13 protein-coding genes are annotated in these 13876 nt (G+C 34.9%); 3 read left to right on the forward strand and 10 right to left on the reverse strand.

The window, feature by feature from the left end; genetic code table 11:
* Positions 1 to 300: 300 nt before the first annotated feature.
* The 3 genes from solA to BJG89_RS13680 all read left to right on the forward strand — a co-directional run bounded on the left by solA (position 301) and on the right by BJG89_RS13680 (position 3576).
* Positions 301 to 1485 carry an N-methyl-L-tryptophan oxidase gene (gene solA, locus BJG89_RS13670; RefSeq protein WP_096811110.1) on the forward strand — a complete coding sequence of 395 codons (1185 nt, stop codon included), beginning with the start codon at positions 301 to 303 and terminating at the stop codon, positions 1483 to 1485.
* A 2-nt stretch (positions 1486 to 1487) separates the two neighbouring features.
* On the forward strand, positions 1488 to 2621 hold the full coding sequence (locus BJG89_RS13675) for a M20 family metallopeptidase (RefSeq protein ID WP_096811111.1): 1134 nt from the start codon (positions 1488 to 1490) through the stop codon (positions 2619 to 2621).
* Between the two features lie 94 nt (positions 2622 to 2715).
* On the forward strand, positions 2716 to 3576 hold the full coding sequence (locus tag BJG89_RS13680) for a LysR family transcriptional regulator (RefSeq protein ID WP_096811112.1): 861 nt from the start codon (positions 2716 to 2718) through the stop codon (positions 3574 to 3576).
* Positions 3577 to 3745: 169 nt separating this feature from the next.
* Here BJG89_RS13680 and add read toward each other — a convergent pair whose 3' ends face one another.
* The 10 genes from add to BJG89_RS13730 all read right to left on the reverse strand — a co-directional run bounded on the left by add (position 3746) and on the right by BJG89_RS13730 (position 13737).
* On the reverse strand, positions 3746 to 4720 hold the full coding sequence (gene add, locus BJG89_RS13685; RefSeq protein WP_096811113.1) for an adenosine deaminase: 975 nt from the start codon (positions 4718 to 4720) through the stop codon (positions 3746 to 3748).
* Positions 4721 to 4988: 268 nt separating this feature from the next.
* On the reverse strand, positions 4989 to 5189 hold the full coding sequence (locus BJG89_RS13690; protein WP_096811114.1) for a hypothetical protein: 201 nt from the start codon (positions 5187 to 5189) through the stop codon (positions 4989 to 4991).
* Between the two features lie 32 nt (positions 5190 to 5221).
* Complete coding sequence (cysC, locus tag BJG89_RS13695) at positions 5222 to 5836, reverse strand: adenylyl-sulfate kinase (protein WP_096811115.1); 615 nt, start codon at positions 5834 to 5836, stop codon at positions 5222 to 5224.
* Between the two features lie 28 nt (positions 5837 to 5864).
* Positions 5865 to 7040, reverse strand: a complete 1176-nt coding sequence (gene sat / locus BJG89_RS13700) for a sulfate adenylyltransferase (RefSeq protein WP_096811116.1) — start codon at positions 7038 to 7040, stop codon at positions 5865 to 5867.
* Between the two features lie 21 nt (positions 7041 to 7061).
* Positions 7062 to 7967 (reverse strand): sulfite exporter TauE/SafE family protein, encoded by a 906-nt coding sequence (locus BJG89_RS13705; protein WP_096811117.1) that lies wholly within the window; start codon positions 7965 to 7967, stop codon positions 7062 to 7064.
* A gap of 26 nt (positions 7968 to 7993) precedes the next feature.
* Positions 7994 to 8605, reverse strand: a complete 612-nt coding sequence (locus tag BJG89_RS13710) for an NAD(P)-binding protein (protein ID WP_096811118.1) — start codon at positions 8603 to 8605, stop codon at positions 7994 to 7996.
* 38 nt (positions 8606 to 8643) lie between these two features.
* Positions 8644 to 9378 carry a sirohydrochlorin chelatase gene (locus BJG89_RS13715; RefSeq protein ID WP_096811119.1) on the reverse strand — a complete coding sequence of 245 codons (735 nt, stop codon included), beginning with the start codon at positions 9376 to 9378 and terminating at the stop codon, positions 8644 to 8646.
* A gap of 13 nt (positions 9379 to 9391) precedes the next feature.
* A complete protein-coding gene (gene cobA, locus BJG89_RS13720; protein WP_096811120.1) occupies positions 9392 to 10165 on the reverse strand; it encodes a uroporphyrinogen-III C-methyltransferase in 774 nt (257 codons plus the stop codon).
* A gap of 22 nt (positions 10166 to 10187) precedes the next feature.
* The gene (locus BJG89_RS13725; protein WP_096811121.1) at positions 10188 to 11897 is read right to left on the reverse strand and encodes an NADPH-dependent assimilatory sulfite reductase hemoprotein subunit; all 1710 of its coding nucleotides are present in this window, start codon (positions 11895 to 11897) and stop codon (positions 10188 to 10190) included.
* 16 nt (positions 11898 to 11913) lie between these two features.
* Complete coding sequence (locus BJG89_RS13730) at positions 11914 to 13737, reverse strand: assimilatory sulfite reductase (NADPH) flavoprotein subunit (RefSeq protein WP_186330070.1); 1824 nt, start codon at positions 13735 to 13737, stop codon at positions 11914 to 11916.
* Between the last annotated feature and the right edge of the window lie 139 nt (positions 13738 to 13876).

Here is a 13876-nt window from a genome sequence, read left to right on the forward strand (position 1 = left end):
CTGTATTAAATTCGTTGAAAACCAACACTTAAGCAAAAATAGTGTTAAATTCATTTCCAACACAAAAATGAATTTTTTAATCCTCATCTAAACTCTATCTTCTCATCATTAGTTGAGGCGTATCTCTATAAGACACTTCACCCTGTCTACTTAAAATAAAAAGCACTATTTTGACATCTCTTTTAGTGATATCAGTCATCTCTTTTTATAATTTTACACTTATGTCTCCTCTCCATTACACTTAAGTTAATTACACAAATTAAAATCATTTTAATTTAATTCGACAAAGGGGGAATGAAAATGGTAAATCATTATGAAGTTATTGTTGTTGGAGCAGGCTCTATGGGGATGTCAGCGGGATATTATTTAGCAAAAAATGGCGTCAAAACTTTGATGATTGATGCTTTTGACCCACCGCATGAAAATGGTAGCCACAGTGGAGATACACGTTTAATACGTCATGCCTGTGGGGAAGGCTTAGAATACGTACCACTTGCTTTAAGAGCGCAAACACTTTGGGATGAACTTCAAAATGAAACAAACGAACGTATATTTTCTAATACTGGAGTCATCACTTTTGGACAAAGCGATTCTTTATTTGTGCAAACCGCAATAGATGGCGGTCGTAAATATAATCTAAATGTTGAAACATTATCAGCTGATGAAATTAATGAACGTTGGCCCGGTATCACAATAGCTCCTGATCAAATGGGTTGCTATGAACCTGAGGCAGGCGTTTTATTTTCACAAAATTGTATACGTACTTTTAAAAGACTTGCTTTAAACCATGGGGCTGAATTAAAAACCAACTCTCCAGTTATGAATATCGATATGTTTGATGACGTCGTTAACGTTCAGACAAATTCTAATACATTTACTGCAAATAAATTAATTATTACTGGAGGCGCCTGGAATAAGAAAATATTAGATGACTTAGGTTTACAGTTGCAACTTCAACCATCTAGACAGACCATCGCATGGTTTGATTCAGATGATATTTTATATAAATCAGATGGTTTTCCCGGGTTTTTTGCTGACGTTCCTAGCGGCGTTTACTATGGTTTCCCTTCTATCGATGGCACTGGTTTAAAAATTGGCCGATATGATAATGGAGACCCGATTGATCCAATGTATTATAATAAAGCATTTGGCGCTTACGAAAAAGATGAAAACGATATTAGTCATTTTTTAAATCAATATATGCAGCAAGCTTACGGAAATATAAATGTTGGCAAAACTTGTATGTTTACAAATACATTAGATGAGAATTTTGTCATAGATAAACATCCTCGATACGAACATATTGTGATTGCTGGTGGCTTTTCAGGACACGGCTATAAGTTTTCAAGCGCTATAGGAGAGGTGTTATATGAATTAGTTACTAAAGGGAAAAGTACACAAGATATATCACTATTTAAAATTACACGTCCAAGTTTACAACCTGAAAATAAAGCAAAAGTATTTTTTAAAGCAAGGGGGAAATAAAAATGACTCAATCTAATTTAGATTTTTTAAAATCATTGATTAATATTGATAGCACTAATCCACCAGCTAACGAAGATAATGTAGTGCAAGTTTTTAAAAAGCGATGTGAATCCAAAAATATACCATTTGATATAACCAATTTAAGTGACCAAAGAAGTAATATTTCAGTAACTTTAAAAAGTAACCAACGTGACGCTGGTAAGTTGTTATTATCTGGTCATACAGATACCGTAAAAATTGGTGCCCAAGAGTGGAAATATGATCCTTTTAAAGGCGAAATTGAGGATGGAAAACTATACGGAAGAGGAACAAGTGATATGAAAAGTGGCTTAGCCGCTTTATATCTCGCATTAGAATCTTTATATGAAGAAGGCTATGAATTAAATAAAGATATTGAATTTTTAGCTACTGCTGGAGAAGAAGTAGATTCAATAGGTGCCAAGCATTATGTTCAAAGTACAACTATGGATAACATAGATGCCATCATTATCGCAGAACCCACTAGCGAAAAAGTAGCCATTGGGCATAAAGGCGCTTTATGGATAGAAGTCACGTTAACTGGCAAAACTGCACACGGCGCAATGCCCGAACAAGGTATAAATGCCGTAGAAGGTATGAATAAAGTGATTAATTTGGTTAATGACTTAAAAGAAGAATGGGCTGAAGAAACAGCTGCATTAGGCAAAAGTAGTATATCAGCAAATATGATTAACGGTGGCATTCAAACTAACGTTATTCCTGACCAATGTGTATTAAATGTCGATATTCGAACAGTTACACCTAATATTCATGACAATCTTTATAATCAATTTAATCAACGTTTAAACCAACTTTTTTCGGACAACACATCTCCAAAGGTAAGTACGCAGGTGTTACTTGACCGCGCTACGGTTTTAACTAATGAAAACGCTAAAATTATTCAAAATGCCTTAGACATTTCAAATGAAAATAACATTACAGGCATGGCCTATTACACGGATGGTTCTGTCCTCAATCCAGACAGCAATATTCCCACATTAATTTATGGTCCTGGTATTGAAACATTAGCACACCAACCAAATGAATACGTTGAAGTCAAAGCATTCGAACGTTCTATTGATTTTTTCAAAAACTTAATTAAACAATTTGCAAAATAAATAGACTGCCGGTATACTGCCGGCAGTTCTTTTTTCATTCTAAAATAAATCTTTTCATGTATAATGGCCTCAAATGAAAAAGGCGGATGATATTATGGAAATAAAAGATTTAAAGATTTTTCAAAGTGTTAGCCAATATCAAAGTATTAGTCGTGCTGCCAAATCACTTAATTTTGTCCAATCTCATGTTACCTCCCGTATAAAACGATTAGAACAAGAGCTCAATACACAACTTTTTCTACGTCATAAAAAAGGAACAACATTGACTTCAGATGGCGAAAAACTCCAAATATATGTTGAAAAAATTATGGATGTATTGAATGAAATGGAAAGTACTTTCCAAAAGAAAGAAATGTCTAGTGGAAAAATTGAAATTGGTATAGTAGAAACAATTACTAAATTACCGAAAGTACTATCAATGTTCCGTAAAAAATATCCACAAGTTGCTCTATCTTTATACACCGACGTTACTGCGAATATTTCTCAAAAAGTGGTCAATCAACGTTTAGATTGCGCGTTTGTCACAGGATTTAAACAACATCATGACATAAATAAAATGGAGTTATTTAAGGAAAAATTAGTACTGATATCTAATGTGGATACCATGGACTTAAAAGATATAGCATCTTCTGTGTTTTTAGTGTTTGAAAAAGGATGTAATTATAGAAGGAATCTCGAATCTTGGTTAAAATCTGAAAATATTAAAAAACCAAATCTTGTAGAATTTGGAACATTAGAAACAATTATTGGAAGCGTTAAATCGGGTATTGGCATCAGTTTAGTACCTGAATCATCAGTTCAACATGACTTAGAGAACGGTGAATTATATAGTTATGCCTTACCAGAAAAATACAGCAATATATCAACAGACTTTATTTGGAATTCAAATTACCATTTAAATGCCCCTACGTCTAACTTTATCCAAACTGTTAAAAACTTCGCTAACCAGGATTAAAGATATGGCATACTTTTACCATTACAATGTGTATATATTTACTAACCAAATCGTTTATCTGTTTAATTTATTTGCCCACCTCTACAAAATGAATACAAGCGCTAAGGCGCTTGCATAAGAACTACTAGGGCTATGCGGATTACATAAGTATTACTAACCACTAGGTTTTTTACATCGACTCAAGTAATCGGTGCTTTTCCGGTTCAGTTAAAAATGCATATTGAATTGCACGTTGATTAATATATTTCATCTGTTCTAAATCTATTAATTGATGTTTAAACAGTAATTCATATTCTTCATTTAATGAAGTTTGTGTCACTGTTCGATTATCTGTATTAATAACAAATGGTATATTATTGTTTAATAAATAAGGTATGTTTATTTCTGACAAAGCGTTTATCGCTTTGGTTTGCAAATTACTTTTAGGGCATATTTCTAATAATACATCATTCGCTTTAACTTCTTGCAATGCCGCTTCATCCAAGTTAACAGCAACACCGTGACCAATACGTTTAGCTCCTATTTTAATTGCTTCTAACACATTATGCTTACAGCCACATTCACCAGCATGTAACGTTAAATGCATACCTTTATCTAATCCGTATTGAATAGTATCTTGAATGGTATGTGGCGGAAACCCTACTTCTGGTCCTGCAAAATCAATACCCCGTATCACCTCGCTGTTGTATACATCTAAATCATCAAACAATTGTTTATTTGTAGATGGTTCATGTTGTCTCATAGCGCAGATTAATAAATTCACTTTAATATCCATTGTTTCTTGTACAATTTCAACCCCCGTTTCAATGGTCTTTACTATTTCTAGGAGCGTCATATCTTGTTCCATATGTAACAAAGGTGCAAAACGAATTTCTATATATTTCACATTATCCTCATAGGCTTGTTGCGCAACGTCTATAACTGCCCTTTTCAAGCTATCTGCTGTTTGCAATACGCTTAATATTTCATCAAAACACTTTAAATATTCATCTAGACTTTCACACTGCTCACTCACAATTAGATTAGCTTCGTTCAAATTAATTTGTTGTTCTTGAGCTAACTGTCGAATTAACTTTTCACTTACAGAACCATCTAAATGGCAATGGAGTTCAATTTTAGCAATATCTTTTATACTTTTATCCATTATAGTAAACTTCCCTACCTCTAAATTAATATCATTCTGCGATTTAATCTTGTTAATATATATGTTACATAAAAATGATTCATATAATATAACACTTTATTTTTTACATTACTATACATAAAGTAAATCCATTTTTGCAAAAACTATTTAAAGCATACACAACTTCTTCAAAACACAGTATTTTTATAAAAATATAAAAAAAACAAACGGGATAAAAATCAAAAATTAAATTTGATTTTCTAACCCCGTTACGTTTCATTACTAAATTTTAAAATTGATGATAATAACCTAATATTAACAGTGATGCACCTATACCAATAATACATATGATCATTAATATGATAACTATTTTTAGTGCTACAAGAAAATGTTTTCTATTCTGGCCTTTATTTACGAGGTATACACCAGCAGCTACTACTAAAATAAATACAACAAGTAACGTATAAGCAATAATATTTAATAATTCCATCCGATTGCCCCTTTAGCGATAATTCATTTTCGTTAAACTTGTGCTGTATTGATATACTGATGTTTTTGTAAATAGTCCAAAATTTTAGACACTGATGCTTCAACAGTAAGTGTTTCAGTATCTAATATAATTTCTGGTTCGGTAGGCGCTTCGTATGGTGCGTTGACACCAGTAAACTCTGCAATTTCCCCACTTCTTACTTTTTGATATAAACCTTTTGGATCTCTAACTTCACATTCCGTTAAACTGCATGCTGTATAGACTTCTATAAAATCTGCTTCATCTAAGAGATGACGTACAGCATCTCTATCTGCTTTATATGGAGAAATAAAAGCAGTCACTGTCACTAAGCCGGCATCGGCCATTAATTTACTAACTTCTCCTATACGTCTAATGTTTTCTTTACGATCTTCAGGTGAAAATCCTAAATTTTGATTCAATCCATGTCTAACGTTATCCCCATCTAACCGATATGTATGCACTTGTTGAGCAAACAATGCTTTTTCAAGTGCTACTGATATCGTTGATTTCCCTGATCCTGATAATCCTGTAAACCAGATCACAGCGCTTTTATGTTGATTACGTTGTTGCCTTTCACTTTTTGTCACTTCCGAAGCATGCCACGTTATATGTTTAGATTTTCCCATCACTCAATATGCACTCCTTTTCATTCTGCTATTCTTTCAATCCATTAATCAGTACTTCTGCCACTTCTGGTCTTGAGAATTCTTTAGGTAAAGATTCACCTTTTTTCAATTTTTCACGAACCTTTGTACCGCTTAAATGTAAATGTTCTGAAGCATCGTGAGGGCATGTTTTTGCTGTAGCCATATTCTCACAAGTTTTACAATAAAAAGCATGCTCAAATTTCAATATTCGGATACCTAATTCAGCTTCATATTTTGAAATAAGCGCTTGCGCTTCATATGTTCCGTAATAGTTACCTACACCTGCGTGATCGCGCCCTACGATAAAATGTGTACAACCATAATTTTTACGTACTGTAGCGTGTAATATAGCCTCTCTTGGACCTGCGTATCTCATCGCTGCTGGATAAATAACTAAGCGTGTTTTATTTTCTGGGTAATATTTTTTCAGTATGACTTGATAACTCTCCATACGAACAGCAGCTGGTATATCATCTGATTTAGTTTCACCTACTAAAGGGTTTAATAGTAAACCATCTACAGCCTCTAATGCTGCCTTTTGAATATACTCATGTGCACGATGCACCGGGTTTCTAGTTTGAAATCCAACTACCGTTTTCCAACCTAAATCTGAAAATAACTGTCTTGTTTCTGACGGGTCTAAATGGTAATCCACAAATTCATCATGTTTAGGTCTATTTAATAAATAAATTGGTCCAGCTAGGTAAACGTCACCTTTTTCATAAACTTTCTTTACCCCTGGATGATCAACATCTGTAGTGCCGTATACAAGTTGCGCTTCTTTTTGTTTGTCATACGTATATTTTTCCTCCAAATCGAGCACGCCATACAAAACATCATCTTCGCCATATAAAGCAATTCGAGAACCAATATTCAAATTTTGGGATTGTTCTGTTGTTATAGGTAATGTGATTGGGATACTCCAAACTAAACCATTTTCTAAATGTAAATCTTCAACAACTTTTGTATAATCCGCTTCTTTCATAAACCCTGTTAATGGGCTAAACCCGCCTATAGCAATTAATTCTAAATCTGACAAACTCCATGAATTTAAAGTAATGGGTTCTAAGTTTTCGGCTTCTTTGATTAATTGCTCTCTAGCTGTACCACTGACTTCTCTATTTACAAGTAAACCACCGTGAGGTTGGATTGTAGCTTGTTGTTTTTCATTTATTAATGACATTTTGTCACACTCCTTATTGAATTAATCTAGTTTATTTACGTTGGATTCATTTTTAAAATTCAAAAATGGTAATTTATTATTTTGGTATAAAGCAAATAGTATTAACACGAACCAAATAACAATAAGTGCAATTTTAATCGTAATAGCTAAAGTTTGATTCAGCCCGACGACGCTGATAAGTGAATTACTGTTTGTAAAAATAATTAAACCACTTACACAGACGGCTAGAATATTCATGGGTAAAAGCTTCACCAACCATGCAGCAAATGGTGCAGCAACCATGCCACCAATACTTAAAGATACTACAAGCCACCAGTTGATTTGGCTCCAACCGAGAAAAATAATAAAACTTAGAGAAGCAGACACCGTCACGAAAAACTCACTCGCTGATACAGTACCAATTGCATACCTAGGTTCTAACTTCTTTTGAGCAAGCATTAATGGCGTATTGACTGGTCCCCATCCACCACCGCCTATAGAATCTAAAAAACCTGCAACTGCACCTTGCGGAATTAAGATTAAGCGTGATGTTTTTGTCTTTGTTTTTGAGACAGATTTTTCTTTTGTAAATAAAAATTGGTATAAAATATAGAGCCCCATTGTTAACAAAAATATAGCAATGAATGGTTTAATAAAATCGCTGTGTATATGACTTAATATCGCAGCACCAATGAATGCTGTTATAGCACCCGGAATTGCTAGTTTAACCATCGTTGGTTTATGCACATTTTTAAACTTCCAATGTGATGTCCCGGACGCTGCTGTAGTAGCAATTTCAGAAAAATGGATTGTTGCTGATACGATCGCCGGCGCCACGCCAAATGTCAATAATATAGAGGATGATGACGCGCCAAATCCCATACCTAATGAACCGTCAATCAATTGTGCGAGAAAACCCGCTAATGCAAAAATGAATAATTTATACATAGAATGATGCCTCCTCTCAATTCAATTTAATCTAAAGTATCTAACCACTTTCTAACTTCTTGTTGCTTGTTGATATTTAAATATTTTTCATTTAACATTTTTTTCAAAAATGTTTCCTTCTCTGTAGATATAAGTGAGCTATGCTTGATTCGTTGTCTACAGTCATATAAAAAATCAACATAATCACCATACGCACTGTTAAAATATTGTTGCAATGCCTCTAAAATATGAGTTGTAAGCATGGGGCTAGCACCTTGTGTTGAAATGCTGATGGTTAATTTGCCACGTCGTAAAATACTAGGAAACAAAATATCGCCAGCATTTGCTTTACCTACCATATTAATTAGAGCTTTACTTGGTTTTGCATTCAAGATAGCTTGGTTGGTAGTTACATCATTTGTTGCGGCAACAATTAAATCAGCCTTTTCCACATCACTATTTTCAAATATTTTATTATGCCATTGAATCGATTGTTGTTTGGCCAAGTGTTCTAAACCCTCTGTCACTGTAGGACTAACAACAGTGATTCGTTTTGTATATTGTGTTAAAACGCTCACACGACGTGCTGCAATTTTTCCGCCACCTATAACAACGACTTGTTTCTGTGAAAGATCAACCATTAAAGGGATGAAATCCATAATGTCACTCCTTGCTATTAACCGCCATTTTTAAGTCATTAAATATTTTGAAATGCCTCTTCAACACGTTCTTTTAGCGCTGTTTGCAAATGTTCATGATGGCTAAGATGCTCTGTTAAGATAATATCGCTTTTTTTCTGATAATCATTCACAACCTTAGCAATATATTGGTCTAAAATACCTGTGAACCATATATAAGGTAGAATGAATATTTGTGAATACCCTTCGTCCACTGCATGATTTAACGCATCTTCAAATAATGGTTCACAAGCTGCTAAATAACATACGCTTATATTGTTAGATGGCAACATAGCCGATAGTTGTGATTTGATTATAGAGAAATCCTTTTTCGTTTGAGGATTATAGCTTCCTCTTCCAATAATTAATAATTTAGCGTCTGAGTTAGGCGTAATATCTACTTTTTCAAGACGCTGTTTTAGTATTTCTGTTAATCGCGCTTGTACGCCTAAGGGTTGCCCGTAAACTATTTTTACCTCAGGAAACTGTTGCTGACTATACTCGATTTCTTCAGGAATGTCTTTATAATAGTGTCCTGCACTTAAAAGTAATACAGGAATAATCGCAATCTCATTTGCTCCTTGGTTTACTAACTTTTGAAAACCTTGTGATATATCTGGTTCTGCTAATTCTAAAAAACAAATTTCTTGTAAAGGTACATCCACTTGCGCTTGAACAAGTTCAATAAATGATGTTGCTTCTTCAACTGCTTCTGCTACACGACTTCCATGACTAACATATAAGACACCTTGCATCTCAAGCCCTCCATTATTGATATGTGAGTTGCGTCAATAATTCATTTTTATATGTTGCTTCAAACCAACTAATACGGTTTCGCAGTTTCACAACTTCTCCTACGATGATCATAGCTGGGTTTTCGATCTCTTTAGCTTCATCAATGATGGTTTCTAAGGTGCCTACTACTGTTTTTTGTAATTGAGAAGTACCCATATGAACGAGTGCAATGGGCGTCTTTTGGTCACGGCCATTTTGCGTTAATAATTCAACAATTTTAGGTAACTTTTTCACGCCCATATAAATACATAACGTTTCAGGCCCTAACGCAAGGTGTTTCCAATATTCGTCTTTATCAATATCTTTATTAATGACACCCGAAACAAAAGCCACCGAAGAACTATAGTCTCGATGAGTCACTGGAATACCTGCATAGGCCGGCGCTGCAATACCTGCAGTAATACCAGGTACAATTTCAAATGGTATACTATATCTAGCTAGTATTTCTGCTTCTTCTCCACCTCTACCATATATAAAAGGGTCGCCTCCTTTTAAACGTGTAACAGTATGACCTTCTTGAGCCAAATCAACGAGCATCTGATTTGTATCTGCTTGTGAAATAGACTGATGATTCGGATCTTTCCCACAATATATCAACTTAGCAGTCAAAGACGCATAACCTAATAATTCTGGGTTTACTAAACGGTCGTATAGAATAACATCCGCTTTTTCAATCGCCTTTTGTCCTTTAACTGTAATTAAATCAGGATCTCCAGGTCCTGCACCAACTAAAAATACTTTCCCCATACTGTCACCTGCTTTCCAAATTTTAACTATGAAATAATTGGCCGTCTGTCACTTCTTCTATGATGCCTGCCCTTACTACAAAATTACCGAAACGTTCATTCACTGTTCTTTCTTGTGCATATTGCAATAAAATTGGTCTCAAACTTTTTAATATTTCTGCTTCATCAATATTTTCTTTAAATAATTTATTTAAACGATCGCCAGCAAATCCGCCTCCTAGATACATGTTGTACTTACCAGGTGCTTTACCAATAAATGCAATTTCTGCTAACGCGGGGCGTGCACATCCGTTTGGACATCCTGTCATTCTGATAGTGATCTCTTCTTCACTTAAACCAGCTTCATCCAATAAAGCTTCTATTTTAGTAATAAGTGAAGGTAAATAACGTTCAGATTCAGCCATTGCTAAACCACAAGTTGGAAACGCTACACAAGCCATAGAATTCCTGCGTAGCCCAGTATAATGTGCCCCATCGGTTAAATTGTATTGTTCTATCAACGCTTCAATTTCCGCCTTTTTCTCCGCTTCTACGTTTGCAATAACTAAATTTTGATTAGGAGAAAGTCTAAAGTCACCAGTATGTATCTCAGCGATGGCTCTAAGCGCAGTTTTTAATTTATACTCTTCAGTATCTTTAATACGTCCATTTTGAATAAACAAAGTAAAATGGTGTTTACCACTGCCTTCGGTCCACCCATATCGATCACCATTATCTTCAAAATGAAAAGCACGTTTTGATTCTAAATCCCAACCTAAACGACGGTTTAACTCATCAGTGATCCATGAGACACCTTTACGGTCAACTGTGTATTTAAATCGAGCGTTGGTTCTGTCTTCACGATTTCCATAATCACGTTGAATCGTAAGTATTTTTTCACAAACATCTACGACTTCTGCTTTAGGGAAATAACCTATTAAACGGCCCACTTGTGGATACGTTGCGGTATTGCCATGTTTCATACCCATACCGCCACCAACTGTAAGATTGAACCCTACTAAAGCACCATCTTCAATAATAGAAATCAAACCGATATCTTGTGAAAACACATCAATGTCGTTAGAAGGAGGTACAGCGATACCAATTTTAAATTTACGTGGTAAATAGGTTTTGCCATATAGTGGTTCTGGCTCTTGGTCACTGGTGTCTAACACTTTCTCTCCATCTAACCAAATTTCATGATATGCTTGTGTTTTAGGAGAAAGATAACTACTGATATCACTTGCAATTTGATTGATTTCAGCATGTACATCGGACTGATAAGGGTTGGGGTTACACATCACGTTTCGATTCACATCTCCACAAGCAGCTAGTGTATCGAGTAAAGATTGATTAATATCAAACATGGTTTGCTTTAGATTACGTTTCAAGACCCCATGAAATTGAAAAGCTTGTCTTGTCGTTAATTTAATCGTTTGATTCGCATATTGATTCGCTATGTCGTCCATTGCAATCCACTGTTCTGGTGTTGAAGCTCCACCTGGCGCCCGAACTCTAATCATGAAACTATATGCGGGTTCCAGTTTTTGCCTACGTCGTTCATCGCGAATATCTCTATCATCTTGCATATAACTGCCGTGAAACTTTATTAATTTAGTGTCTTCTTCTGAAATAGCGCCTGTAATTCTATCTGCTAATCCTTCAACAATTGTTCCACGAAGATAATTACTATCTGCTTTGATACGCTCCATCTCATCCAATTTTTCTGAAAAATTTAAATTTGATTCTGACACGTAATCAACTCCCTTTCTAATAAACATCTCTTTGGTATCGTTTGTCTTGTTTCATTTGTGTCAAATACACTTCAGCTTCTTCGTCAGACATATTGCCTTCTTTGACTAAAACATTATGAATGGCTTCATGAACGTCTTTAGCCATATACTGTTCATCGCCACAAACATATAATGCAGCGCCATTTATCAGCCATTCATAGAAGGCTTCACTTTGTTCTTCAATTTTATGCTGAACATATACTTTTTCGTTAGTATCTCTTGAAAATGCTAAATCTATTTTGCTCAGCACGCCTGTTTTAAGCCAATCCTGCCATTCTGTTTGATATAAAAAATCTGTTGTAAAATGCTGTTCTCCAAAAAACAACCAAGTCTGACCGTTTAAACCCAGCTCTTCACGTTCTTGTAAATATGATCTGAAAGGCGCCACCCCCGTTCCAGGACCAATCATAATCACAGGCGTAGCTTCATCGAACGGGAATTTGAAATTCGGGTTTTTCTTTAAATATACCGATGCTGATTCTCCTGCTTCCAAGCGTTCAGCTAATTGAATCGAACACACACCTTGACGCTCACGTTGATGTGAGTAATACCTGACTGCACCAACTGTTATATGTACTTCATCAGGGTTTGCTTCATAACTACTTGCTATGGAGTATTCTCTTGGAGGTAATTTTCTTAAAAACTGATAAAGCACTTCAGGTGCAAGTGCCTTAGGTTGAAAGTCTTGAATTAAATCAATTAAGTCTCTGCCATATATATAAGATTTAATCCATTCATAATCTAAAACATGTTCTGATAAATCTGAATTATCAAATAATTCTGCAGCTTTCTGCAACAAAGTTTTAGTTAGTTTCGTAATTTCAAAATGATGTTGCAATGCGTTTTTCAATGTGAGGACATCACCTTTTTCATTGATAGGTATATCTATTTGAGCGTCCCAATTTAAAATTTCTAACAATCTATCTACCAATTTTTCATCGTTTTCTGGAATAACGACTAAGCAATCGCCTGGTTCATACGCTTCACCATAATCTTCAAATTGTAATTCGATATGCCTTACTTCTTTATTAGAACCCCTACCGTTCAAATTAATATTCTCTAATATTTCTGCTTTATATGGTTGAGATTTTGAATAATGTTTGTCGTTCGTCAACTGAACTTCATTTGTTGTCGATGCTGTTTCTTCACTCAAGGACTTGTCGCTCAATTGTTCAATAATATGATCCATCCATGATTCAGCCACATCATCGTAATCTAAATCACAATCTCGTCTCTCTACTAAGCGTGCCCCGCCTAGTGCTTCAAGGCGCGAATCAAATTCTTTACCGGTTTGACAGAAAAATTCATAGGATGCGTCCCCTAAAGACAATACTGAGAAACGGACGTCTGCTAGGTTAGGTGCTTTTCTACCATGTAAAAATTCATGAAAACTTATCGCATTATCTGGTGGGTTACCTTCACCATGTGTGGACGAAATCACAAATAAATCTTCAACTTTTTTTAATTCTTTTGTTTTAAAATCACTCATAGCATTTAGTTGCACATTAAAATTAAGTTCGACAAGGCGGTCCGCTAACTTCTCAGCTAAGCCTTGGGCGTTTCCTGTTTCTGAACCGTAAAGCACAGTGATGTGCCTATCACTATTTGAAGATGTCCCTTTATTTAATACAAATTGCGCAACTTCTGAGGGCGTTTCTTGTTTTGTTGTAACGCTTTGTAAATTTGCAGTTAAATAACCGCTCAACCAAACTTGTTGCTCAATAGTGAGATTTTGAATAATTTGATTTAGCTGTGTAGCTTGATTTTCATCAAATGGACTATTGATAACAGATAAATTCACAACCATTTCACCTCATTTTAATTTTTTAAATTACTTTCAGATTTTGTTCAAATATCTTTAAAAATTATACTGAACCATGACGTTTCACATATCTAAATGATATTTAAGCCCGCTATGGCATCAATTCTTTTTTACTATA

Origin of the sequence: Staphylococcus nepalensis (assembly GCF_002442935.1) — a bacterium.
GTDB classification, from domain to species: domain Bacteria; phylum Bacillota; class Bacilli; order Staphylococcales; family Staphylococcaceae; genus Staphylococcus; species Staphylococcus nepalensis.